The organism is Paenibacillus sp. LBL (assembly GCF_029893715.1).
GTDB lineage: Bacteria > Bacillota > Bacilli > Paenibacillales > Paenibacillaceae > Paenibacillus_AQ > Paenibacillus_AQ glucanolyticus.
The window spans coordinates 675,474-700,928 of sequence record NZ_JARXYU010000001.1 but is presented as its reverse complement, the minus strand read 5'-3'; the positions used below and the strand labels follow the sequence as shown (position 1 = coordinate 700,928).

General features: G+C 49.7%; 23 protein-coding genes. 14 read left to right on the top strand and 9 right to left on the bottom strand.

Going from position 1 to position 25,455, the window contains the following annotated elements:
* Nucleotides 1-317 precede the first annotated feature (317 nt).
* From M2277_RS03320 to M2277_RS03295, 6 genes are all read left to right on the top strand, one after another.
* Complete coding sequence (locus M2277_RS03320) at nt 318-1,220, top strand: helix-turn-helix transcriptional regulator (protein WP_280754120.1); 903 nt, start codon at nt 318-320, stop codon at nt 1,218-1,220.
* Nucleotides 1,221-1,252: 32 nt separating this feature from the next.
* Nucleotides 1,253-2,071: an NAD(P)H-binding protein gene (locus M2277_RS03315; RefSeq protein ID WP_280754119.1), complete on the top strand. Its 819-nt coding sequence runs from the start codon at nt 1,253-1,255 to the stop codon at nt 2,069-2,071.
* Between the two features lie 3 nt (nt 2,072-2,074).
* Entirely contained in the window at nt 2,075-3,016 is a 942-nt protein-coding gene (locus tag M2277_RS03310) for an ATP-binding cassette domain-containing protein (RefSeq protein ID WP_280754118.1), read from the top strand.
* Nucleotides 3,013-3,732 carry an ABC transporter permease gene (locus tag M2277_RS03305; protein WP_280754117.1) on the top strand — a complete coding sequence of 240 codons (720 nt, stop codon included), beginning with the start codon at nt 3,013-3,015 and terminating at the stop codon, nt 3,730-3,732. Before M2277_RS03310 ends, M2277_RS03305 begins: the two co-directional genes overlap by 4 nt.
* A 530-nt stretch (nt 3,733-4,262) precedes the next feature.
* Nucleotides 4,263-6,038, top strand: a complete 1,776-nt coding sequence (locus tag M2277_RS03300) for an ABC transporter ATP-binding protein (RefSeq protein ID WP_280754116.1) — start codon at nt 4,263-4,265, stop codon at nt 6,036-6,038.
* The gene (locus M2277_RS03295; protein ID WP_280754115.1) at nt 6,022-7,875 is read left to right on the top strand and encodes an ABC transporter ATP-binding protein; all 1,854 of its coding nucleotides are present in this window, start codon (nt 6,022-6,024) and stop codon (nt 7,873-7,875) included. Before M2277_RS03300 ends, M2277_RS03295 begins: the two co-directional genes overlap by 17 nt.
* Nucleotides 7,876-8,256: 381 nt before the next feature.
* On the opposite strand, the gene M2277_RS03290 is transcribed toward M2277_RS03295, so the two are convergent.
* On the bottom strand, nt 8,257-9,144 hold the full coding sequence (locus M2277_RS03290; RefSeq protein ID WP_280754114.1) for a LysR family transcriptional regulator: 888 nt from the start codon (nt 9,142-9,144) through the stop codon (nt 8,257-8,259).
* A 148-nt stretch (nt 9,145-9,292) separates the two neighbouring features.
* Here M2277_RS03290 and M2277_RS03285 point away from each other — a divergent pair, with 148 nt between their 5' ends.
* A complete protein-coding gene (locus tag M2277_RS03285; RefSeq protein ID WP_419144525.1) occupies nt 9,293-9,943 on the top strand; it encodes an ankyrin repeat domain-containing protein in 651 nt (216 codons plus the stop codon).
* Nucleotides 9,944-10,002: 59 nt separating this feature from the next.
* The gene (locus tag M2277_RS03280; protein WP_280754304.1) at nt 10,003-11,232 is read left to right on the top strand and encodes an amidohydrolase family protein; all 1,230 of its coding nucleotides are present in this window, start codon (nt 10,003-10,005) and stop codon (nt 11,230-11,232) included.
* A gap of 107 nt (nt 11,233-11,339) precedes the next feature.
* On the opposite strand, the gene M2277_RS03275 is transcribed toward M2277_RS03280, so the two are convergent.
* The 3 genes from M2277_RS03275 to M2277_RS03265 all read right to left on the bottom strand — a co-directional run bounded on the left by M2277_RS03275 (nt 11,340) and on the right by M2277_RS03265 (nt 13,688).
* Nucleotides 11,340-12,026 carry a G1 family glutamic endopeptidase gene (locus M2277_RS03275; RefSeq protein ID WP_280754113.1) on the bottom strand — a complete coding sequence of 229 codons (687 nt, stop codon included), beginning with the start codon at nt 12,024-12,026 and terminating at the stop codon, nt 11,340-11,342.
* Between the two features lie 235 nt (nt 12,027-12,261).
* Nucleotides 12,262-13,155, bottom strand: coding sequence for an RCC1 domain-containing protein (locus M2277_RS03270; RefSeq protein ID WP_036643185.1), 894 nt, complete (start codon nt 13,153-13,155; stop codon nt 12,262-12,264).
* Between the two features lie 47 nt (nt 13,156-13,202).
* Entirely contained in the window at nt 13,203-13,688 is a 486-nt protein-coding gene (locus tag M2277_RS03265) for an anthrone oxygenase family protein (protein WP_063455946.1), read from the bottom strand.
* A 413-nt stretch (nt 13,689-14,101) separates the two neighbouring features.
* Here M2277_RS03265 and M2277_RS03260 point away from each other — a divergent pair, with 413 nt between their 5' ends.
* The 4 genes from M2277_RS03260 to M2277_RS03245 all read left to right on the top strand — a co-directional run bounded on the left by M2277_RS03260 (nt 14,102) and on the right by M2277_RS03245 (nt 18,015).
* Nucleotides 14,102-15,502, top strand: coding sequence for an ABC transporter substrate-binding protein (locus tag M2277_RS03260; RefSeq protein WP_280754112.1), 1,401 nt, complete (start codon nt 14,102-14,104; stop codon nt 15,500-15,502).
* A 99-nt stretch (nt 15,503-15,601) separates the two neighbouring features.
* Nucleotides 15,602-16,492, top strand: coding sequence for a carbohydrate ABC transporter permease (locus M2277_RS03255; RefSeq protein WP_280754111.1), 891 nt, complete (start codon nt 15,602-15,604; stop codon nt 16,490-16,492).
* A 16-nt stretch (nt 16,493-16,508) separates the two neighbouring features.
* Entirely contained in the window at nt 16,509-17,342 is an 834-nt protein-coding gene (locus tag M2277_RS03250) for a carbohydrate ABC transporter permease (protein ID WP_006211909.1), read from the top strand.
* A 313-nt stretch (nt 17,343-17,655) separates the two neighbouring features.
* Nucleotides 17,656-18,015, top strand: a complete 360-nt coding sequence (locus M2277_RS03245; protein ID WP_006211908.1) for a VOC family protein — start codon at nt 17,656-17,658, stop codon at nt 18,013-18,015.
* Between the two features lie 186 nt (nt 18,016-18,201).
* Here M2277_RS03245 and M2277_RS03240 read toward each other — a convergent pair whose 3' ends face one another.
* Nucleotides 18,202-19,551 carry an alpha-L-fucosidase gene (locus tag M2277_RS03240; RefSeq protein ID WP_148246729.1) on the bottom strand — a complete coding sequence of 450 codons (1,350 nt, stop codon included), beginning with the start codon at nt 19,549-19,551 and terminating at the stop codon, nt 18,202-18,204.
* A gap of 119 nt (nt 19,552-19,670) precedes the next feature.
* Here M2277_RS03240 and M2277_RS03235 point away from each other — a divergent pair, with 119 nt between their 5' ends.
* Nucleotides 19,671-20,498: an AraC family transcriptional regulator gene (locus tag M2277_RS03235; protein ID WP_280754110.1), complete on the top strand. Its 828-nt coding sequence runs from the start codon at nt 19,671-19,673 to the stop codon at nt 20,496-20,498.
* A 56-nt stretch (nt 20,499-20,554) separates the two neighbouring features.
* On the opposite strand, the gene M2277_RS03230 is transcribed toward M2277_RS03235, so the two are convergent.
* The 3 genes from M2277_RS03230 to M2277_RS03220 all read right to left on the bottom strand — a co-directional run bounded on the left by M2277_RS03230 (nt 20,555) and on the right by M2277_RS03220 (nt 22,416).
* Nucleotides 20,555-20,857: a putative quinol monooxygenase gene (locus tag M2277_RS03230; protein ID WP_076152634.1), complete on the bottom strand. Its 303-nt coding sequence runs from the start codon at nt 20,855-20,857 to the stop codon at nt 20,555-20,557.
* 5 nt (nt 20,858-20,862) lie between these two features.
* Nucleotides 20,863-21,855, bottom strand: a complete 993-nt coding sequence (locus tag M2277_RS03225; RefSeq protein WP_036643179.1) for a helix-turn-helix transcriptional regulator — start codon at nt 21,853-21,855, stop codon at nt 20,863-20,865.
* Nucleotides 21,856-21,918: 63 nt separating this feature from the next.
* Complete coding sequence (locus M2277_RS03220) at nt 21,919-22,416, bottom strand: DinB family protein (protein ID WP_036643178.1); 498 nt, start codon at nt 22,414-22,416, stop codon at nt 21,919-21,921.
* Nucleotides 22,417-22,805: 389 nt separating this feature from the next.
* On the opposite strand from M2277_RS03220, the gene M2277_RS03210 reads away from it, so the two are divergent.
* Nucleotides 22,806-23,177, top strand: coding sequence for a VOC family protein (locus M2277_RS03210; RefSeq protein ID WP_006211901.1), 372 nt, complete (start codon nt 22,806-22,808; stop codon nt 23,175-23,177).
* A 269-nt stretch (nt 23,178-23,446) separates the two neighbouring features.
* On the opposite strand, the gene M2277_RS03205 is transcribed toward M2277_RS03210, so the two are convergent.
* Nucleotides 23,447-24,586 carry a zinc-dependent alcohol dehydrogenase gene (locus M2277_RS03205; RefSeq protein WP_280754109.1) on the bottom strand — a complete coding sequence of 380 codons (1,140 nt, stop codon included), beginning with the start codon at nt 24,584-24,586 and terminating at the stop codon, nt 23,447-23,449.
* Between the last annotated feature and the right edge of the window lie 869 nt (nt 24,587-25,455).

The following is a 25,455-nucleotide window of genomic DNA, read 5'->3' as shown; positions in this document are numbered from 1 at the left end:
CTCCGACTCTGCACGGTACGTTGTGCAATAATTGAAATTATATTAAAAATACATCATATGAAAAATTCATAATAGATGAAATATAAAAGAAGAAGCCTTGATCTGACGATCTATGGCTTCTTCTTTTATTTGACCTGATCAATGGACAGGCTTACTTTATAATTCCCGATCGCGCCATGCAAGTCCCGAAAAGGGACTTGCATGGCGCAATAAAATATATTCAACGCGATAAATCCTGACATACTAGATGTCAGGATTCATAATTTATCATTCAATCCAGAAGTCCAAAAAGTGTGGAAGTGTGAGGAGTGTTATCGATGAAACTTGACCGGTTGCTTGGCATTACGATGGAATTATTGACAAAAAAAAGAGTGACGGCAACCGCGCTTGCTGCCCGGTATGAGGTCTCGGTTCGTACGATCTACCGCGATGTGGACCTCATTAACCAAGCCGGCATTCCGGTTGCTTCCTTTACGGGTGCGGATGGCGGGTTTGAATTAATGAGCGGTTTCTATCTGACGAGACAGCACTTCTCCATTGATGACTTTTTGGCTATCTATAATCTCTTAAAAGGCATTGAAGGAACTGCTAAGGGAAAGTACACCACCATCATGAACAAACTCGGAACCCTGCAGCCTGCCTTGTTGAACGGAGGATGTCATGAACAAATCATATTTGACATGAGCACATCGGAGCGTGAGAGAACGTGGGTTCAACCGATACTGCATGCCATGGACCGATCCAACCTTATTAAATTTACTTACACCAGCGCATCCGGCAGCTGCTCCGAACGGCAGGTAGAGCCGCTCCATCTTTACTGGGAGCAGGGCGTGTGGTATTTGGAGGCTTACTGCTTGTTCAAACAAGCGAAGCGAATCTTCAGAGTATCGCGTATATCCGCTCTTGAAGCATCCAGCGAGAACTTCCTTCCACGTGAGAACCTGGAGGAAGGCCGGGAAGAGAAGAAGGCACTGGGGATTCAAGCGCATCTCCGCTTCGATTCATCCATTGGACCTCGTGTGACCGAGCAATTCCCGGAAGCTTTCATCTCCGTTGAGGGATATGTTGAAGTCCACACTATCTTTTATACCACAGCTTATGCCATCTCGGTCATCTTGAGTTATGGCTCGAAGGTGGAGATCCTATCGCCGCCGGAACTGAAGGAAGACCTTCTGCAAGAGTTAGAGAACATACGAAATCGCTACGAAATCAAATCATGAACAGTAACCTATTTCCAAGGAGGATATTCAAAATGACTATTTTAGTGACAGGCGCTACGGGGACCGTGGGAAGGCACATTGTGAAACAACTTGTACAGCAGGGGAAGGAAGTTAGAGCGATATCGCGCAATCCACAACAAGCGAAATTACCGGCTGGCGTTCAGGTGCTTGCCGGAGATCTGAACGAGCCGGACAGCCTGGTGCCTGCCCTGCAAGGAGTCACTGCACTTCATGTGATCACATCGAGCGATGAGGCTAATGGAACCCTTCAGACCGATCCGCGGATCATTGAACTGGCAGAGCAGGCAGGCGTTAAACGGGTGACGGTACTGGTGGGTTTTGAAGAAGGGCCTGTTGAAGCAGCGCTTAGAGCGAGCGGAATGGAATGGACTTTGCTGAAGCCAGGCGAATTTATGGCGAATATCCTGGTGGATTGGAGGGAGTCGATTCGAACGGAGGAGGTTGTCCGGGAGCCGTTCGGTCATGCCTTGAGCGCTAGAATACATGAGGCCGACATCGCACGTGTTGCCGTAACGGCACTGGTTGAAGAAGGACACCATGGGCAGGAGTATTTTCTGACAGGGCCGGAAGCCCTCTCCCGTAGGGAAGCGGTTCGGATCATAAGCGAAGTGACCGGCAAAAATATTCGCTTTGAAGAGCTGACGGAGGAACAAGCGAGAGATCAATGGAGAGTGCAGGGCTACGATGAGGAATCGATAGAGTTTTTTGTGCAAATGGGGAAAAATCCGCCAGAGATCGGTTATACGGTATTGCCAACGGTGGAGCAGGTCACGGGGCGGCCGGCAGCCACGCTTGCAGATTGGGTCTCTGATCATAAGGAGGAGCTGTGAAACTTGCCATATGCCATTGAAGCCAGGAAGCTTCGCAAATCATATAACGGTATCGAGGTCGTTCAAGGCATTGATCTGCGATTGAAGCAAGGAGAGCTGCTGGCCTTGCTGGGCCCGAACGGTGCCGGAAAAACAACCACCATCCATATGCTATCAACGCTCCTGAAGCCGGATGCCGGTTCTGCGCAAGTTGCCGGATTGGATATCGTAAAAGATGCTCGAAACGTCCGGAAGAAGATTAGCCTGACAGGCCAGTTTGCAGCACTGGACGAAGGGTTGTCCGGACTTCAAAATCTAATGCTGATTTCAAGACTTTACGGGTATTCTGCGAAAACCGCCCGTTCCATAAGCGAGGAACTGATGGAATCCTTCGGGCTTGGTGAGGCGAAGGACCGCACGGTGCAGCAATATTCTGGAGGCATGCGGAGACGACTCGACATTGCGGCAAGTATCGTGACCAAGCCGGATGTTATTTTTCTGGATGAGCCGACGACGGGCCTTGACCCACAAAGTCGGATGCAGGTGTGGGACATTGTGAAGACGCTCTTGCAGCAGGGAACCACCGTGCTGTTGACAACACAATACCTGGAGGAGGCGGACCGATTGGCGGACCGGATCGCTGTCATTGATAAAGGCAGGATTATTGCGGAAGGGACTCCACAGCAGTTGAAGGCGTCCATCGGTGGCCGGACGTTGTCGATCACATTAACGGAGCAGGGAGATTGGCATAAGATCAGTGCTTTGCTGAACGATGAGCATGGGCTAAGGGTATGGCAGGGCGATCACCTGCGGTTATACAAGATTCCGGTGTTGGAAGCGAGCCTGGCCAATCAGGCCATTCATACATTGATGGAGAACGGGATTGCGATTGAAGATTTTTCCCTGAGCGAACCGAGTCTGGATGAGGTATTCCTGGCCTTGACCAGGAAAGGGGGGACTCCATGAGTTTAAGCCATCACACAAGTAATCAGGTCGGCAGCATGCTTCCTCCGCCCCACCCAGTCTCCGGCCCTCCCCATGCATTCACGGCTATCCGTATCTTCATGTGGAGAACTTGGCAGCATACGAAGAATAACGGATTTAGTCTTGTGATGGATGCGATTCTGTCACCGATTCTGCTGCTGCTCATATTTAATTATTTGTTTGGCGGAGCCATTGCCGGATCGACCGGGGTCTATATTCAATTCCTCTTGCCTGGCATCCTGATCTTAACGGTCGTTCCCATGACGGTTTACAGCGGAACTACGATCTGTTCGGATATTACCAAAGGGGTATACAACCGTTTTCGAACACTGCCCTTTTGGCAGCCAGCATCCGTCATCGGTTCGATCCTTACGGACGGTCTGCGTTATGCGGTGGGCGTTATCGTTGCCCTTGGAACGGGGCTTGCGCTGGGCTTCCGTCCGGAAGGCAGCTTGATCCAAGTGATGTGCGCTGTTGTCTTCATCCTGTTGTTTGCATTTAGCGTCAGCTGGATTTTTGCGATGATTGGCGTTATAGCTAAACGTCCAGAGACGGTTTCAGGGTCCAGCATGATTGCGATATACCCGCTATTGTTCGCCAGCAACATTCTGGTGGATACGGCGACGATGCCGGGATGGATCGGGATTCTCATTGAATTGAATCCGATCAGCATAGCAGCAGCCACCGTCAGGGGCTGATGAGCGGCATAGCAAGCATGACGGAGATTATGGCCGGTATCGGTGTTAGTGTGCTGTTTATCGCTATTTTTGCCCCGACCACGTTGTATTTATATCAGACGAAAAACCAGCGTTAAGGACGCAAAAAAACCAGGTATGCATGTAATTGCAGCCTGGTTTTTGTCTATGTGAGGTTCCATCTCATTCTATTGCTTGCACCAGGGCGATGCATAGGCTTTCGTTGACCTATTCGGGTCGGGTGAAGTTGAAGTTAGCCCTTGGTTGAAATCCACATGATGCATCTAACAACCACCTAACTAATACTGTACGTTTGAGATTGAACTCTTAATGTTCCCGAATGGGATGTGATATGTGTTCTGTTTCATGAACTGGCATATGAAGGGTTTTATATATGTGGATGTGCGAATGAGGAAGGAGGACTGATTTTTTTCTAGAAACTATTAATATGGGAGTTTCACAGCAACGTACGGAAGGGGGAACGAATGAGGCTTATAAAAAACCAACTATCGGACAGGAAGTGATATGGGACATTGGACTCTCATCGAATACTTGGAGACTTTTTCAGGAAGACGTGGCTTTTCTACGTATTGTCGATTTGCTGCCATTTGGTTGCTAATATCATTCATGTAAATTTCCCTAGAGTGCTGGGCAATTTCACGGATGAATTGAAGGATGGTTTATTGTCAGGTGACGGCATTGTGCAGTATAGCTGGACGCTGCTTGGCATTGGTGTTGGTTTTGCTGTTATTGGAGGTATAGGACAATATTTGGTCATGTATACGGGGCGTTACTTCGAATTTATGAACAGGCGCCGGCTGTTTGTCCACTTTACGGGACTTAGCGAACAATTCTATTCCAAGAACGGCGTTGGCAAGCTGCTTAGTTATTTTATGAATGACGTGACTACGGTGAGGGAAGCAATCTCCATGGGGGTTAACCAGACGGCGAATGCCTCCATCCTGCTGGTGTCCACGATTGCAATGTTGCTGATTACGAATGTCCCGCTATATCTGGTGGCCGCAAGCATGGTTCCTCTGCTACTGATACCGGTAATCGTGGTTTGGCTTGGGCCGATGATTCGAAGAAGATCGCTTCAGGTACAGGAAGCGCTTGGCGTGATGACGGAATCGGCTGAGGAGCAGTTCGGCGGGATGCGTGTCACCAAGAAATTCGCGGTAGAAGATACGATGAAGCAGCGGTTTGGGACCACAGTGGACAACATCCGCAATAAACAGCTGAGGCTGGTGCGCGTATCCTCCCTGTTTCAATCGATCATTCCGTTTCTCGGCGCCTCCTCACTCATTATTGCGCTCTCATTCGGCGGGTACTTGACGATTACGGGACGGATTACGGTCGGTAACTTTGTTGCATTGACGCTGTACATCCGCATGCTCATGAACCCGCTGCAGCAGATCGGCAATGTTATTAATGTTGTACAGCGAGCGAGGGCTTCGCTTGACCGGCTGAATGATCTGCTTGGCAAGCAGGCCGACATTAAGGAACTGCCAGGTGCCAAGGAGCTGGATTTGGAACATGCCGGAATCGAAGTGCGGGACTTATCCTTTTCTTACGATAGAGTAAACGGTCATGAAGATGGAGCGAGACAAGTGCTGCGGGGCATTCGATTGGAGGTTCCGCCCGGTGCGACATTAGGCATCATTGGGCGAACCGGCAGCGGGAAGACCACGCTGATGAAGCTGCTGCTGCGTACCTATGACCCGCCTCCTGGCACAGTGCAGATTGGGGGCGAGGATATTCGAAAGCTTACATTAAAGAGCCTGCGCGAAGGAATCGCCTATGTGCCACAGGATGGCTTCCTGTTCAGCTCGACCATTCGGGAGAACATTGCTTTCTATAAACGGGATACCGAGCCGACCGTTGTTGAGGAAGCAGCACACAAAGCCCGGGTATATGACAATATTGCTGAATTTCCTGACAAGTTCGAGACCCGTCTCGGTGAGCGGGGCATTACGCTTTCCGGGGGACAGCGGCAGCGGACAAGTCTTGCACGGGGGATTATCAAGAATGCGCCCATACTCATTCTGGACGATAGTGTGAGCGCCGTGGATGCGGTGACCGAGACAGAGATCATGGAGACGATTCGTGATATCCGCGAAGGCAAGACCACAATTATTATCGCCCACCGAATCAGTGCACTGAAGTTAGCCGATGAGATCATCGTCCTGGATCAAGGAGAGATCGTTCAGCGCGGTACACATGAAACCTTGCTGTCTGAGGACGGATTGTACCGGACGCTGCACGATATTCAGGAGGAGGGGATGAGACATCATGGCACAGGCCATTAACAATTGGCAGATGGATCAGAAGGCTGATCTGAATGCACCTCAGGCCAAGCCCAAGTATATATCCACATTCCGTGCTTTATCGGGTTATATGAAGGAACACCGGCTAACCTTTGCGGGGTTTATCGGCTGCACCTTGATTGCCATATCGGCCGAGCTGCTGCAGCCATATCTGATGAAAATCGCGATCGATGATAATCTGATGGTCGGAAAAAACGATTACCATGGCCTGATGATCATATGCGGCATTTATTTTTCGTTGTCGCTGCTAAGCATGCTGTTCACCTATCTGCAAAATAATTTGCTGCAAAAGGCAGGGCAGAGTATCGTGGCAAGCATTCGCAAACGGCTGTTTGCGCATATATCCAAGCTGTCGATGTCTTATTTTGATAAGGTGCCTAGCGGAAGTCTGATCACGCATGTATCCAGTGATACGGAAGCGATCAACCAGTTTTTTAACCAGGTGCTGCTCAGCCTGTTCCGGGACGGTTTTACCCTGGTCTTCATTCTGGTGATGATGTTCCAGCTGGATGTTACATTGACCCTGTACTGTCTGATCCTGCTGCCGATCATTGCGGGGATCGCGATAGCATTCCGGCGGTACATGCGCCATACCTATCAGATGGCCAGAACCCGCTTGTCCCGGCTGGTGGCTTTTGTAGCGGAGAACCTGTCGGGCATGAATCTGATTCAAGTGTTTCATCAGCAGAAGGAGCAGGAGAAGCAGTTCGAGGAGCGGAACAACTCGTATTTCAAGGCTAACATCCGGGAAATCCGGACAAATGTGCTGTTCAACCGATCCTATGAGATTTTGAACAATTTGGCGATCGCATTTGTGACATGGCTGGGCGGACAAGCTGTGCTTGGGACAACGCTTGAGTTCGGCGTACTCTATGCATTTATTACGTATATCCGTTTATTCTTTCAGCCGATTAATACGATTACCCAGCAGTGGAATACGCTGCAGTCAGCGACGGTGGCGATCAACCGGGTATGGGGCCTCCTGGCGATTCAACCGGAAGTTACGGATAAACCCAAGCCGGCGAAGATTGACAAGGCCGAGATTCAGGGACGCATCGATTTTAACCGAATTACGTTCGGATACGAAGGCGGGGCTCCAGTCATCCAGGATCTCGATCTTCATGTCAAGCCGGGAGAAATGAACGGAATCGTCGGGACCACCGGAGCGGGCAAAAGCTCGCTGATTAGCCTGCTGTGCCGTTTCTATGACGTAAATGAAGGAAGTATTCTGATTGATGGACTTGACATAAGAGAGCTCGCTCAATCGGATTTGCATCGGATTGTAGGCCTTGTACAGCAGGAGCCTTATCTCTATTCCGGTACGGTGCTGGAAAATGTAAGGCTGTTCGATGAGACCATTTCAAGGGAAAGCGTGATCCAGGCCTGCCGCTTTATCGGTGCGGACTCAATCATCATGCGGATGAAGGAAGGCTATGACACCCGGTTGTCTGAGCGTGGCAGCGGACTGTCCGCGGGAGAGCGCCAACTGATCTCCTTCGCCAGAATCATCGTGTTCCAGCCAAAGATTCTCATCCTGGACGAAGCCACGGCTAATTTGGATTCGCACACGGAGCAGCTGATTCAGAACGCGCTGCATCTCGTTGCCGAGGGGCGGACGACCCTTGTGATTGCTCACCGCCTATCCACCATCATGGGGGCGGACCGGATTCTGGTTATGAGCAGGGGCCGGATTGTGGAGCAGGGCACCCATCAGGAGCTGCTCGATGCCCATGGATATTACGAAGAATTATATCTTCATTCCCGAGGCCAGAAGCAGGAGCGGGAGGACGTTGCCGGAACATGGCATCGAACGAGGTAACCGCGATAGAACGAAAATAAGCTGTTTATCGAAGAGGGGGTCCCAAAAGGAGTTAAAGACGAATAAGGGATAATCAATTCACTCAAAAGCAAAACAGAGGTGAAAACGGTTTGGAGAATGTCTTTCATGCGCTCGGAACGAACGATTTCTTTTTGTGTTTTTTATATGAAGACGCACGAAAGCAGCGGAGAGAACGAAGCCATTTCCGGAAAAGCGGTAGCGATCGCCTTTGTCCCCGATATATCTTCCTTTAAGATGAATTCAGGATAATTGGGGGCAACAGCGATTGGAGGAATGCTTCGTTCCGCAGCTTCCTTATAACAGACAAAGGGGCTGCCCTCAGGTCAAGTGACTTTTGGGCAGCCTCTTTTTTGCTGAAGCTTACATATGTCTCGCTTTGGCGGCAGTCAGCAAATCGATAAAGTTCAGGGCCGTTCTGGAAATGTGATAATCCTTCAGCCAGATTAGGGCGGTAGAAGCGGTAGCCGGGGTACCTGTGATTCTAAAGGCGTGAATGTGATCTGGCAAGTGCCGTTTAACCAGCGTCTCCGGTACGATCGCAACTCCAAAATCGGAGGCCACTAAACGCAGCAACAGGGAAATATCCGAGCATTCGGCGACAACGTTGGGCTGCAGGTTCTGCTCGGAGAAAGCCATCTGAATCGTATAATACACGCCTAATCCTTCGGTGCTGGGCAGAATAAGGGGATACTGCACGATTTGGGAGAGGGGCATTTCCTGTTCCAGGGATGCCTGCTGATCGGAGGCGAGTAAATAAAAGGGCTCCGTATGCAAATGAAGCACCGAGAAATCATCCAGTTCCAGCGGGAGGCGGACGATGGCTAATTCAAGTGCCCTGTTTCGAACGAGCTCACAGAGTTGATACGACTCATTTTGCTGGATTTTATACGAGACTTGGGGAAACTTTGCTCTGAATTCATGGAGCCAAGCAGGCAATTCTACCGAAGACAGAGTATTAATGCCAAGACGGAGCGTTCCCTTATCTCCGTTCCCGACCTCTTGAACCTCGGCTTTGGCCTCCTCCATGAGCTGGGTCATCTGCAGAGCATACTTGTACAGAGCTTTACCGGATTCCGTGATTTCAAGCCGCTTTCCCCGGCGGTATACCAAGATTGATCCGAGTTCTTCCTCCATTGCTTTCAGCTGCTGACTGAGAGGAGGCTGTGAGATATGCAGTCGATTGGCGGCGTGCGAGATGGTTCCTTCTTCCACAATGGCGATAAAATACCGGAGCTGTCGTATATCCATATAAACAAGCAAACCTCCTTGTATATGAAAAACCTTTGGAAAATCAATTTTTTATGTATTTTTCATATGTTTCAGTCTCATGTTAGCATACGAATATACACGATAGAAAGAGGGGGCGGTTCAAGTGTTTCGTTTAACTTCGATTTTACTGATACTTTTCCTGTCGGCCTGTCAACCCCATTCCGATAAAAAAGAGGTGCAGAATATGGATCGTCAACTCATCGAATACGCTGAGCAAGGGAATACGGAGCAAGTGAAACGACTGCTTCAATCTGGAGCAAATATCAATGCGACGAACGAGGAAGGAAGAACGGCGGTCCTGGCAGCAACCTACCATAATCAAGTGGAGACGGTAGAAATCCTGATTCAGGCAGGCGCAGATATTAACATTCGCGATCATAATCGTAATAATGTATTCCTGTATGCCGGTGCGGAAGGGCTGCGCGATATTCTGAAGTTAGCAATCGATGCAGGCGCAGACGTGACAATAACCAATCGTTATGGCGGTACGGCTCTCATCCCTGCCGCGGATCGCGGGCATGTGGAGATTGTGCGGGAGCTGCTGACCCGGACGGATGTCGATATCGATCATATCAATAATCTGAACTGGACCGCGCTGCTTGAAGCGATCATTCTCGGTGACGGCGGTGAGAACCATCAGCAAATCGTGCAGCTGTTATTGGATCATGGTGCGGACGTTCATCTTGCCGACGGAGAAGGTGTAACTCCGCTGCAGCATGCGCAGGAGCGTGGATATCTGGAAATCGAACGTATTTTGTTGAATGCCATTAATGGGTAGCATGATCATATAAACAACGAAAGACAGTTACAAAGCAAATGCGGGAAGGGATGATCATGATGAATGAACAGAGTACCTCATATTGGCTGCTCCATGTCCGACTGGAAACGGGTTACCGCTACAAGGATGGGATCGTGACCGGAACGGAGACGGGATTATTTCATATGAAAATAGAGAATGGGGCATTCTCCGAGATTCGTCCTGCGGATGCTGTGCCTGAAACGGCATTGCCTGTGCGGGATGTAAAGGGTGGGCTAATGCTCCCGTCATTTCGAGATATGCATATCCATCTGGACAAAACTTATTATGGAGGCCCCTGGAAGGCACCGACCCGTCCCGCGAACGGCGTCTTTAGCCGGATTGAGGAGGAGCAGAGACTGCTCCCCGAACTTCTTCCTACGGCCAAGGAAAGGGCGGAGGGGCTGCTGGATCTGTTAATAGGCTACGGATCGACACATATTCGTTCCCACTGCAACGTCGATCCCGTGGTTGGATTGCGAAATCTGGAGGCAACGCTGCAGGCTGTGGATGGCTACCGGGAGAAAGCCTTTGTGGAGATTGTAGCGTTCCCTCAGCATGGCCTGCTCCGCAGCCAGTCCGTATCACTGGTCAGGGAAGCGCTCCGGAATGGGGCAGCCCTCGTAGGCGGACTGGATCCCGCAACGGTGGACGATGATATGGAAAAATCATTGAATGCCATGATGGAACTGGCGGTTGAGGCGAATGCCGGCATTGATATGCATTTGCATGAGCCGTCCCATATCGGGCTGAATACCTTTAAAGTATTGGCCGATCTTGTGGAAGATGCAGGCTGGAACGGGAGAGTCACGCTCAGTCATGCCCTTGCATTGGCAGATGTCTCATCAAGCGAAGTGGATGAAGTGGCGGCTCGGCTGGCGAACCTGGGGATTTCCATTACCTCTTCAGTACCACTCGGCCGAACCATTCCGATTCCTCAGCTGCACTGCCAAGGTGTAGGCGTTTCGCTTGGACAAGACAGTATAATGGATCACTGGTCCCCATTCGGCAAGGGAGACAATCTGGATAAGGCGGGCACGCTGGCCGAACGGTTCCATCTGATGGATGAGCGTTCGCTCGGACAGACACTTGGCTTCATTACGGGAGGGGTTACTCCGTTAGACCGGGACGGGCAGTATGCATGGCCGAAAGTCGGGGATGCTGCCCATGCGGTCATTGTAGAAGCCAGCTGCTCTGCAGAGGCGGTTGCCAGAAGATCGCAACGGCGGGCCGTATTGTATAAGGGAATACCGGTTCACGGAACATTATAAAAAGACAGCCGCTGCACCCCGGAAATCAGAGGGGATGCAGCGGCTGTTTTTAGAGCTTCTTATAAGACGAGAGGATTTTCCCTGACGCTTCGGTAAGGTCCGTTTCTTTATGAATGATCGCTTTTGACAACAAACCGGTCTCCAGCCCTGTTCGGGTTAGAAGGTATGGAGGTAATCTTCAAATCTTGAATCATAATGCCTCCATCCACTGAAATAAGTCGAGGACTTCTGCTGTTGGCCCGGCAGCAGGAGAAGATAACAGGAGATAGTCGTGCCATCTGGGCGAGTTCTCCATTCACTTGCGGAGCCTCAACGATCCATTCGGCAGAAGTCTGCGGACCGGTGTAGCGCTGCGACGTTCGAAAGGTCCAGTTGCGGGTTGAGTTGCGAAGGCAGATCAGCCAGATAGATCCGCTGCGCTTGATGATGGTGGCATGCATGCGGTCCCCCGGCTGGACAGGCAATGGAATGAGCGTAACCGAGGCCGGTAGAATCTCCCACCAAGCATAATAATAAGCCTTGCCGTCTATGAAATCATGACCGGTTCCGGTCTGAATCAGACTGTTGTTGCCATACCCGTCGATGCCGATCCATGCGGAGGAATAAGAAGCCCCCTGGCTTGGACGAAGAAATGGCACATTCCATTTGGCGGATACCCGCTTGAAGGTCCCCTTTTTTCCCATAATGCTGTACCCGCTCCAATTACTTGACACCCATCCGATGTTACGATGCGGTTTGGCTGAAGTTTCAAGCTTGCATGTATGATTCCACTTATCAACCTTGAGAATCCCCATATCTCCACCGCCTTTACTAGATTGATAGTATATCTAATGAAGATTCGGTAGTGGAGGTATGGGTTTTCCGTTAGAAAGTTTGGACACACCTAGATCAGAGGAAACCACCCATGCCGAGGACAAGGGACAGCAGGCAAAAGTATCTCAGAGCAAACATTTGAATATTAATGCAAACAAATAAACCATGCGAGGGAAATCGGCGCATGACTTATTGTATGTATTATTAATATTGAAACTAATTGCCGGGCAGTAGGATGCCATGCCAGCTGCTTACATCGCATTGGCCATATTTATTATCCCCCACGGCCACCACCGTGCCATCCGATTTAAGGCCAAGAGTATGCGCGCAGCCCGCTGCTACCGCCACTATATCACGCCAGCCGCTTACATTGCATTGGCCATGCTCATTCTTGCCTGCAGCCGCACACCTTCCGTCCGATTGAAGGCCAACGGTATGATAACTACCGGCCGCTATTGCCACCATACCGCGCCAGCCGCTTACATCGCATGCGTCAAACTTATTCAAGCCCACAGCGACCACCGTGCCGTCCGATTGAAGGCCAACGGTATGAAGGTAACCCGCTGCTATAGCCACGATGTTGCGCCAGTCGCTTACATTGCATTGGCTATATCGATTATTACCCGCAGCCACCACGGTGCCGTTCGATGTAAGCCCGATGGTATGCCAGTCACCTGCCGCAACCGCCACGATGTTGTGCCAGTCGCCTACATTGCATTGTCCTTCATTATTTCGACCTGCAGCGACCACCGTGCCGTCTGATGTAAGCCCGACGGTCCGACGCCAACCCGCTGCAACCGCCACTATATTTCGCCAGTCGTTTACATTGCATTGGTCATGTTTATTCCAACCCACAGCCGTCACTGTACCGTCAGATGTAAGACCAATGGTATGGGCATTACCCGTGTTGGTCGCCATATGAACATTACCAGCCGCAACCGCCACCATATCGCGCCAGCCACTTACATCACATTGGCCATATTTATTATCACCCACAGCTGTTACTGTGCCGTCTGATTGAAGACCAACGGTATGACGAGGGCCCGCCGCTATGGCATGATGTTTGGGAGATGCCCATTCCTTACAGAACCCGAGATTAGCCTGTTCCATTATGTTCTCCCTCCTTGTTTTTTTCTTTCCACTTGGATCATACAACATTAGCTTAAGCTGCGTAACGCCAAAACAAACATGACCAGCGCCCCGAGGGAAGTCACGGTTCTCACATGGTTCCACGGCGTCCAGCTTCCGAGATAGGTGTTCCACACCTCAGTACCGGTGCTGGTTCCGGGGTCAACGGTAGCTAACGCATCATTTAGCGGGACGTTGAATGCTATCGTTACGATAAATCCCGCCAAATACAGCAGGCTGGCCCCAAGCAGGTGCAACGAGCCGGGTTCCCCCCAGTGTATGATTGACACGATGGCAAGCGCAATGCTGGTGAGCGCCGTTCCCATAAATAATGTGCTGAATGTGGGATTTAGAATGGATACATTGATGGATTGCATCGCGTTGATCCCCTGTTCATTGGGAATTCGGGACAACGCGGTCATCATGAAGGAAGAGAACGCGAAGAACAGCCCGGCGATCAGCCCTGAGCCTACTACTGAGAATAAAGTCAGCAGGAAAATAAAACGGTCACTCATAGAATGGAAACCTCCAGTTTTATAAGGGGATTTTTTCGGTATCAATTCGATGACGAAGAATACGGTGAATTTATGATATACATTAGATTGTTTGTACATACAAATATAATGGGGTTTCCATCCAAAGTAAAGACCCAAATGCGAAATGGATTATCATAAAGGTCATTAAATTAATATTTTCTATATATGGTAAATATAAGAATATTTATTCGTGAATGCTCATATGATGGATAAGGAAAAAAAACGCATAAAGAACGGTAAAGGCCGCTTGCACCAAGCGGTCTCTTTGTCATGAAAAAAAGTTCAGAATATCCTCACTATTTTGAAAATAGAGATGAATATACGCTTTCGTAAGCGTATACAAAATTTGGATAGTAAATCGATTTTTGCTGCAGCCAAAAGGAGGGATACGTATGAAGTCAGGCAAGAGGGGATTTTGGCTAGTCACGACAGCGGTATTGAGTGTTTCTTTGTTATTCGGTTGCACCGGTGGCAAGGGAACGCCGAGTGAAGCCGGCAATCCGGAGCCAGGAAAGGGTGGAGAGACAGCCAAGAAAACCATTACCGTTACGTTTCGGGATGACGGGATCGGCGAGAACGGAGCGTTCTATAAATGGCTCAAGGAAGTATCGGCAAGTTACCCTGACAAGAGCGTAGAGATCAAGCCGACACCGATTCAGGCATCGGAAGGCGATTATTTTGCCAAGGTAGCGTTGGCACTGAAGTCTAAAGATACGGCGCCGGATATCGTGACAGAGGATACCTTTATCTTGAACTCCGATGCGAGCGCGGGCTATCTGGAACCGCTTGACGAGAAATTGGCGGCATGGGAGGACTGGGGCAACGGTTCTTTTATTGAAGCGATGAAGAAGGGAGTTACGGCCAGCGATGGCAAGGTATACGGAGTGCCGTACAATACGGATTCCAGGGGACTCTGGTATAACAAGGACATTTTTAAACAAGCGGGTCTTCCCGAGGACTGGCAGCCGAAGACTTGGGAGCACGTCTTAAGTGCCGCGCGAACCATCAAGGAGAAAACGCCTGATGTGGTGCCAATTTGGATGAATATGGGCAAGGCAACAGGCGAAGCCACTTCCATGCAAACCTATGAAATGCTCCTCTACGGTACAGGTGAAAGACTGTATGACGATGCTGGCAGCAAATGGATTACCAAAAGCCAGGGCATTCTCGATGCGCTGACCTTTGTGGAGACGGTCAATAAAGAGAAGCTTGGACCGCCACTGTCCAAAGTATTGAATGGTCAGGCAGGCAATACAGCTTCCCGTGAATACTTGCCGCAAGGCAAGCTGGCGATTTCCCTTGACGGCTCATGGATCACAGGCAACTATATGGAATCCGGCGCAGCCCCATGGCCTGAATACAAGGATGTGTTAGGCTTCGCGCCAATGCCGACCAGCCAAGGGCAGGACCCTGGCTCGATCACGCTGGCCGGAGGATGGGCATTATCGATTCCAAGCCATTCGAAGAATATAGACGAGGCTTGGGCCTTCATCCAATATGCACTGAATAAGGAAAACACCCAGAAGCTCGTGATGGCGTCCGGTAATATCACGGTACGTGCCGATGTAGCCAAGGATCCGGAATATACAAAAATGCCATTTAACGAAATTGCGACGGAGTACCTCAAGAACGCAGAGTTCAGACCAGCACAAGAGAAATATCCGGAAGTGTCAACACAGATTCAGACGATGGTGGAGTCGGTGGCAACGGGAACCTCGCCTGCGGACGCAATGAATAAATATGCGCAGGATGTCACCCGCATTGTCGGGGCGGATCATGTGGTGGAGAAATAGTTCGATATAGCCACGCAATGCTTGCTCAAGTCCTCCCTTATTACACGGAGGCTTGGGCAAGCGGTTTTTCAGATGATCAGCATGGAAGGAGAACTATACATGAGCAGTCTGTCCGTGGATGTTTACCCTAAACGAAAAAAATCGTATACCTGGCTCTTCTTTTTGCTTCCTTCAATCGCGATTATGCTCGTGTTTTTTGTATATCCGATCCTGCTAACGTTCCTCTATTCCTTTACGAATTTGGCGTTAACAGGCGAAGCGGCGAGGGAGCTTAAATTTATCGGCTTCGATAACTATGCCCGGATGTTCCAAGATCCTACGGTCAGGATCAGTATCTGGAATACGCTTATTTTCCTTATCGGATCGGCGGTCATCGGGCAGCAGGTGCTGGGATTTCTCATCGCACTCCTGATGAAGCAGAGGAATAAAACCTTTCGGCGGGTGATCGGAACGATTGTGCTGGCCGGCTGGGTAACGCCTGAAATTGTATGTGCCCTGTGCTTGTACAGCTTCTTCGGAGATGAAGGCACGCTGAATGCAATCATTACCTTTTTCGGATTTTCGGAGGTGACCTGGTTATTTACGGTTCCGATGCTAACCATCATTCTTGCGAACATTTGGCATGGCACCGCCTTCTCCATGCTGGTGTTCCAAGCTGCATTGGATGATGTGCCCAACGAGATCGAGGAGGCGGCGGTGGTGGACGGTGCGTCCAAGTGGAAGATCTTCACGCGCATTATTGTCCCTTATATTAAAGGAACCATTACAACCAATATGATGCTGGTTACATTACAGACGCTGGGCGTATTTGGGCTCATCTACGCGATGACCGGCGGCGGTCCGGGGAATTCGACCACAACGCTGCCCATCTTCATGTACAATCAGGCGTTTGTGAACTATCAGTTAGGTTATGGAACCGCGATATCCTTGCTGCTGCTGCTGATCGGAATTGTGTTAAGTCTGCTGTATATCAGGTCGATGAAAGAGTAACCAGAGGTGAGATCATATGAATGCCAAACAACGTAAATTAGTCTATCGAATCCTGCCCTATGCCATTCTTGCGGGGATCGGAATCTGTTTTGTGCTGCCGCTGCTCTGGGTGCTTGTGGCCTCAGTCGACCCCAACGCGATGCAATCCTTGAAGGTACCCAGCAAAATTACCGGTGCCAACTATGTAGAAGTCATTACTAGCAGCGAGAATCAGCGTGCTTATCTCATTGGCCTGGTGATGTCGCTTGGCCAAGCCATCCTTGTTGTCCTGTTGGCCCTGCTCGCAGCCTATCCGTTGTCCCGATATCAGATGAAATACAAGAAACCCTTCATGCTGACCATTCTGTTCATGACATCCCTGCCGATTACGGCCGTTATGGTGCCTGTATACCAATTGTTCCTTGGATTGAAGCTGTATGACAATATCTTTGGCGTTATTCTGTTCTATGTAGCGTCATCGATGCCATACGGGATATGGATGATGAAGAATTTCATGGATTCCGTGCCGAATGATCTGGAGGAAGCCGCCTGGGTGGACGGAGCTTCCGTGTTTACGGGAATGCGTAAGGTGGTTGCACCGCTGATGGTGCCGGGGATTTGCACCGTGGCGATCTTTACCTTCTCCGGCAGCTGGGGCAATTTCTTTGTTCCGTATATCCTGCTGCAATCGCCTGAAAAATTCCCTGCCTCCCTGAAGCTGTATCAGTTCTTCGGGCAGTACGGCATGGTGGATTACGGCAGCTTGGCCGCTTTCTCGGTGCTGTATGCTATTCCGGCGATCATCATGTACATTCTCTCCCAGCAGTTTATGTCCAAGGGCTTCGGGCTGCAGGGCGGAACGAAGGGGTAGGTTGCAGGGCAGGCAGACACTCCTGCTCAACATTCGAAAACGGCAGAAATGCCGTTTTTTTGTGTTTTGTGTTTTGTGTTTTGTGTTTTGTGTTCTGTATTCCGTGCTCTGTGTTTCGGAGAACCTGTCATCAGGGGCGCGTTTGCCGACTCATCTTGGAGCCCTATGGTATGGGGAGCAAGAATTATGGACAGGTTGGAGGGAAGTCTGTTTTTATTGGAAATATTTGTTATACTTTAGACAGGATATCACGGATGAAGAGGATTCCGTCGTTTCGATGGGGTATCTCAACACTGAGAAATGGGGGGAGAACATGAGAGTCAAACGAATCGTCGCTAATATTGGCACAAAGGAGATCGCAGCCGCAAAGACGTTTTATCAAGATGTGTTAGGTCTGGATATATTAATGGATCACGGCTGGATTGCGACCTATGGCTCGCAGGATGTGATGACCATTCAGCTCAGCTTTGCTTCGGAAGGAGGCGGCGGCACGCCTGTGCCGGATCTGTCAATCGAAGTGGATGATATAGAGACTGTGCTGAAGGACATGAAGGGAGCAGGCTTTCGCATTGAGTATGGTCCTGTTGACGAGCCATGGGGAGTCCGGCGATTTTTCGTCCGGGATCCGTACGGCAAGTTAGTCAATATACTGGCTCATCTATCGCATGATTGAGGATCATTTGTGGCCAGATTCAATCAGGCCCGTGGGCTGCTGAAATAGGGTTTGCGCTACTGACTCGCGGCTGGATGCGGGAGGATGTGGGTATGTAGAACATGAAAAAAGAGCCAGACGTGATGTCGAAACATCACGTCTGGCTTTTCTGGCAAAATATACGGTTCGGATGATGCAATCGTATCGTTACGAACGATCCGGTTCGTCAATCAGCTCCAGTTCAATCACGGTATTGCGTTTGTCCGGAAGCGGATAAGTAAAGTGCTCCGGCCGGGCGAAATTCACAAACGCATCCTCGGTGAATTCCGCTGCGCTCCAGGGGCGGCTGAGGAACAATTCGTATCCGTCTGCCAGCAGGCGGGCTTTCTTCACTTTGTCGGCCATGCCGATGAGATTGATCGGTCCAATGGACTCCTCGAAGACATGGGCGTACAGTTTGTTGCCTTTTTGCGTGTAGCGTCCCCATTCCGGCTTAGGATAATCGGCAGCAGCGCAGCCGTAGATGCTGTCGCTGTTCTTGCTCATCCAGTCACCGATTTCCTCCAGCACGTCGAGGCTTTCCTTGGGAATGACACCTTTGGCGTCAGGTCCAACGTTCAGCAGCATGTTGCCATTCTTGCTTACGCATTCCACCAGCTTGCGGATTATGGTCGTTGAGGACTTGTAATTGCGGTCAGCTGCTGCATAACCCCAGTTATTGTTCAGCGTAATGCAGGCTTCCCATGGAATCGGGGCGCCTGTCTCATCTACGACACCATGCGGTGGAATGATCTGTTCGGGCGAAGCAAAATCACCGCTGTAAATGGAAGGATCGCTGGTATAGATGCTGCCGCCGCTCTCGCCGCTGCCCTCCAGCCGATTATCGATGAGAATGTGCGGCTGCAGCTCGCGAATCATTTTCATGAGCTCGGTAGCGCGCCATACCTCGCCGCGCATCGTATCATACGAGAAGTCAAACCACATTATATCGAGCTTGCCATAGCCTGTCAGCAGCTCGTGTACCTGGCCATGCATGTAATCCAGGTAACGGTCGAAGTTTTTCGGATCGCGCTTGAAGGATTCGTTGCCCCGCATCGGATGAATGCGGTCTCCATAAGCAGGATAGTCTTCATGATGCCAGTCGATGAGGGAGAAGTAGAGGCCGACTTTCAGACCTTCCTCGCGGAAAGCTTCCAGAAACTCCTGCACGAGGTCCCGGCCGGCTTTGGTATTCGTTGATTTATAGTCAGTCAGCTTGCTGTCGAACAAACAGAATCCATCATGATGCTTGGCCGTAAGCACCGCGTATTTCATGCCAGCTTTCTTGGCGGCCTTGGCCCATTCCCGGGGGTTATAGTCTACGGGGTCAAATTCATCAAAATACGTCTGATAGTCTTCGATACTCATCTGTTCCGAACTTCGAAGCCATTCGCCTCTTGCCGGAATTGAGTAGAGACCCCAGTGGATAAACATGCCGAAACGGTCGTTCTGGAACCATTGCACACGCTGGTTTCGATCTTGAATGACTTGATTGCTGGGAGTGGTAGTCGTTGTCATGGAATCAAACCTCCGATTCTTGGAATTGTCGAGTTTGATTTTAACAAGAATGTGTTAGTATGAATAGATAATTACTTAACTCTGACGGGTATTATAATAACTTTAGAGGACAATCGAAGATGAAGAATGAACGAAATGAACATGAAGCTATCCAGCAAATGCTCCTGAATATGCAGGTCCAGATCTGGGAGGCAGAGAGAACGCAGTGCTGGCCGGAGTGGAAGGAATTCGACTATACCGTGTCCTACAACAAGCTCTATTTTATTCTGGATGGTGAAGGATGGGTAAAGATCGGCGATGAGGAACTGTATCCTGTCCCGGGTCAATTGATTCTGATGCCGGCAAGGACCAAGCAGTCCTATTCTGTCATCAGCGGCCGTCCCTATCTGAAATATTGGTCGCACTTCTCGGCGACTGTGGGCGATTCGGATGTATTTTCTTGGCTGAACGTTCCCTACAGCTATGACTTAACGGACAATGCGGAGATGCCCCTGTTATTCCAGCAGCTGGTCGATGCGCATCGCACCCGTTCCATCGCCGCTCGCTTGAAGGAGAAGTCGGTGATGCTGGATATTCTCTCCAGGGTGTTCGATCAACAGCAGCCTCAGATTCATGCGGACAAAATGGAGGATATGAGCAGGCTTCTCACCGTGCAGCAGTTTATCAAAAACCACCTGCACGAAGAGATCACGCTGGAGCAGATGGCGGGGACATTGCATTTGCATCCGAATTATTTTATTAAGTACTTCAAACGGCATTTCGGAATCACGCCGCAGAAATACTTGAGCCTCAAGCGAATGGAGCAGGCTAAACTTATGCTTAGAACAACGCCTCTGAGCATAAAGGAGATTGCGGACGCTACCGGCTTTGAGTCAGCCAATTATTTCTCGAAAACATTCCGCAAAGAAGTAGGTTACAGTCCTTCGGAATATCGTAACAATATATAACGGAAGAGGCTGTCCCCCAAGTTTCAATCGGGGACAGCCTCTTTGCTTGTATAAACCTAGAATCCTTTACCTCCAAGCGGCTTCAGCTTAAGCGGTTCAGCGCCGGCAATCAGCAGGCGTCCGCGCTTCAGCAGCTCGGAAGTGTCGGCTCCCTCCAGTGATGCTGCATGTGCGTCTTGGCTGCTCCACAATTCCGTGACCCATACAGCATTCGGATCGCTGTCCGAGACATTGACGATATAAAGCTCACAATCTTTGTTATCACGAAGTAACGCTGCTGCTTCGAGCAGGATCTCCGCAAGTTCATCACGCTTGCCCGGATGGGCAATCAGCTTGCCGTACATCGCAAATTTTTCCATCGTTATCACCCTTCATTATTGGTCATCGCCGTTATCATTTGTTCATAATGGTGCGCCATGTCCGTTGTTATCTCTGACAGTTTCAAGACGAGAGAGGCAGGCTCAAGGATGTGTAAAGATTTGCCGTAGGGGAGAAGGAAATAGGGAACGTAGGCTGTCAGTGAGGACGAGCCTAATTGGAAATGGGCTTCTCCAGGCAGACGTTTGACAAGGGCATGTCCGAATAACCAGTGTTGACTTAATTCATTCAGAACATGCTCATGCCCTTGAATGACGACCGTAACGAGAGGTTCATGGTTGCCGGGATCGGGCAGCAGAGCGCCAAGCAATGCATCCCTGGCCGAAAAATCAGCGGGCCGCTCGAAATGTTGGTCCGTCATCTCCAGTCCGATGATTCGATCCACACGGAAATTGCGTATTTCTTGACGCAAGCGGCAGTATCCGGCGGCATACCATTGCCCTTTCCAATGGATGATGCTGTAAGGGTCAAAGTCACGGGAGACGGTGCCGCCCTCACGGCCGTTTGAATAGATCATCTTCAAGGTTTGACCGTGTGCGGAGGAAGTCTCCAACATTTGAAGCAGCGATCGCTGCTCTTCATGTACAGGGGGCTGCAATACCGAGAGGCCGCTGCTGTGCCGCTCCATTTGATGAAGCTGCTTCTCATTCGTATAACGCTTCAACTTGTCGATGGCCCGCTGCAGCACATCGGTGAATGGATAGCCGGTTTCTTTGGCAAAAATCGAAGCGTGAACCAATGCCTTCTGTTCTTCGGCATCAAACAGCAGCGGGGATTCCGCAAAATGACCCAGAATCCGGAATCCGCCGTTCGGTCCTGAATCGGCGATGATCGGCGCACCGCTGGCGCATAAGGAATCGATACAACGGTATACCGTTCGAACATGGATTTCCAGCTCATCAGCGATTTGATGTGCGGTCACCTTTCTACCTGAGCGAAGCATCCACAGGATTGACAGCATATTGTCTGCTTTGGACATCAGGGGGCGCCCCTTTCAGTTGAAGATGGTCTGGAGTATGCGTTCGAGTAGATTGTATCCTTTTTACACTAAAGGGTCCATGCCTCTATCGATCCAGGAATCGTAGGTCGGACCGTAAAGTTCGGGAATGCGCAGGCCGGCTTGTCTCATCAGCACCGTCATTTGTCCACGGTGATGGGTTTGATGCATGAGGGTGAAGTGCAGGAATCCCGCGTTAGTCCAAAGCTCTCCATCGAATTCTCGTGTTTCTTGAAGATCTTCCTCACTCCACTGCGACTTAACGGCATCCAGAAGGGCATGTCGGATGCGGCGATAACTAGCCTGAATCTCGGCAGCGGAATCCGGGATTTCTTGCTCGCGAGACGGGCCTTCAAATTGTAGTCCGAGCATGTTCATATACTGAATCGACATCACCAAATGCCAAGCCAGCTGACCAAGGGTGCGGTGCTGATCCGTAATCGCCGTTTTTAGGGAGTCGTCGGTCAAAGCGTCCATGACTTGTTCCGTTATGCGGGCTTCTTTTAACCATTCTGCATTAAAATCCTCGATACTCATGTTCATGTGTAACCCTCGCTTTGCATTAGATTGATTGTGCTGCTGCAAGTCGAGTATATCTAATAATTCCTGACAGTTATGGTCAGTGATGAAGCGTTCAATAGAATATAATTCCGGAGTGATTGTGATGACACTTTATATTGCCAGCAATCAGATTTTCTCCATTCACTGGGCGACTCCATTCGGAGAGCAGGAGGTCGAGATTATGCTGAAATCGCGCTCAAGAAGTATTGGATTGGTATGATGGATTTCGGACATATGTGCCAAAGCTTGGTATAAACCTATTTCAGGTTCATGAAATTGTCGAGAGAATTCAGTAATTCAGCAATCCGGAAGAATTTTACTGCAGTCTGTCTGATACAATGTCTCTAAACAACGAAATGGAGGTTGGTATCATGTCATTAGCGGATATTCGGTTTCTCGGCGGTAATAATATCGCACTCAAAATTCCAAAATTCAAGTATGACGAAACCGTGCATTTTTACAAGGAAATATTGAAGCTGCCGTATTTGGGTTATAAGGATAATGCTCATGCCTTTCAGCATGGCCCTAACACCTTGTGGCTGGATTGCATGATCAATTATGCCCAGCAGGATGTGTGGCTGGAGGTGGGTGCCAACGATTTGGATGAGGCAGCTGAGTATCTGCAGGAGCATGGGGTGAGCCGCAGAGACGAGGTGGAGGTCCATGAGAATTCGAAAGGCTACTGGATATCCGACCCTTGCGGGACAATTATTCGTGTGAATGCGAGAAAAGCAAGTGAATAAGATAGCCGATAGGCGTTATTATTTCAACATATGAAAAATTCACAATAGATAGGTAAGAGGTATCTATTTCTTGCATGCTAGTATTGGTATCTCTGTAAGGATGGTAGGCGTTATTCCGTTTGTATCCAGCGGAAGCCGAGCTTGCTTACATAGAGCGATTTGAATATGGAGACAGCTCAAAAACGAAAAACCAAGCAGAGTTTCACAGCCTATGGCCGTGAGGGACTGCTTGGTTTTGGTTCACTGGAACTCATCGGAAATGATGGAGCTTAGGGCTTTAAAACCACCTTGGTGCATTCATCTTCGTGCTCATAGAATATCCGGTAGGCTTCACTTGCTTGTTCCAGTGGAATCCGGTGAGATACAATTTCGGTTGGATCGAATTCACCGGCCGTGATTTTCTTGAACAGCTCCGGCATGTAATGGATCACGGGGGCCTGTCCCATGGTCAGGGTAATGTTTCTCTCAAAGATATGCCCCAGCGGGAACATGTTATATAAAGAGCCATATACGCCCGTTATCTGAACGGTACCGAATTTACGGACAGCCTCGATTGCGATATCGATTGCACTCAACGTACCGCCCTGGATCTTCAGCTTCTGACCGATGGCTTCCAAAGGGGATTTCTTGCCGTCCATACCCACGCAATCTATGACGATATCCGATCCACCCTTGGTAATTTCGCGGATGTATGCGCCCATATCATCATAATCTTCAAAATTGTAGATCTCCACGTTGTTCATCTGCTTTGCCTTTTGTAATCGGTAAGGGAGACGGTCAACGGCGATGACCCGTTTAGCCCCTTTCATCCACGCGAATTTCTGCGCCATCAGACCGATGGGCCCGCATCCAAGCACCGTTACGATATCGCCCGGCTTCACACCGGCATTCTCCACACTCCAATATGCTGTGGGCAGGACGTCGGACAAGAAGAGAAGGGCCTCATCCTCCAGCTCGCACGACTCCGGAATGACTAGCGGCATAAAGTTTCCGTACGGAACTCTCAAAAATTCTGCTTGGCCGCCCGGGTAGTTTCCGTAGCGTTCGGTAAAACCCAAATAACCGCCTGTATGGATATCGTGGTTTCCGTTGGAGTTGTCGCATTGGCTCTCCATATCGTGATTGCAATAGTAGCAATGGCCGCATGACACATTGAACGGGAGCACGACGCGATCGCCCTTTTTCACGCGCGTCACGTTTGCCCCGACTTCTTCCACAATCCCCATCGGCTCATGACCGATGACATAATCCTTTGCCGCAGGCAGAGCTCCTTGGTAGATATGAAGATCGGAACCGCAAATGGCCGTCGATGTAATGCGGACGATCATATCGTCCTGGGTCTGAATGGTAGGATCCTCAACTTGTTTGACCTGAATGTCTTTTACACCTTGATATGTGACTGCTCTCATACGTACCCTCCTTATGCGATGAATCTTCCCTTTTTTCTTACCCATTTTTACATATTTGCGAACATGGATATGGATATTCATGCAAGCATGGATTGTACAGATTGCAAAATCACGTTCACTCTGAACAGTATGATAAACATAAAAAAGCAAGCAACCCTCGAATGCCTAGCGGCTAAGCAATATGAATGGGGTAACGCACTCGCTTCTTCTACTACATAGTGGATATCATGACCAAGTTCCTTAATGATCATGCAGTCCTGTGCAGGAGGTTAATCCTAAATATGAGATCCTCACGGCATCCATTGATTTTAATGAGTCGATCCCTAATCCAAACGAGGTTGTTTCTACCGTGTGTTTGGTTATGAACAGGGGTTGCGGACGGCTGCTTAGTCTTTGTCACTCGGCGCGTGGCCGATAATTAATCGCGTGTGCTTGCCAAACAATTTTTGACAGTACTTGCGTGAGCTGGGTATGGTCTGTTTGCTGGACATTTCCTGCAGTAACGGACCTGAGAGCCGCTATTTTAGATAAAATAGCCTGATTTTGAGACTAACGGACCGAGAGGCCGTTAATTGTCTAAAAAACGGGCGAAGTTACCTCTAAATCTGCGAATAGCGGTCCTCATGTCCCTTAGATTTTTGAATTGGACCTTTCTAAGTCAATAAGGTCCTGTCGGTCCGTTAACCAAGGGAGTGACATTGGCATGGTCTGTTTGCTGAAGATTTCCTGGGAATAACGGACCTGAGAGCCGCTATTTTAGATAAAATAGCCTGATTTTGAGACTAACGGACAGGGAGGTGTTATTTGTCTGAAAAACGGGCGAAGTTACCTCTAAATCTGGGAATAGCGATCCTCAGGTCCATTAGAAT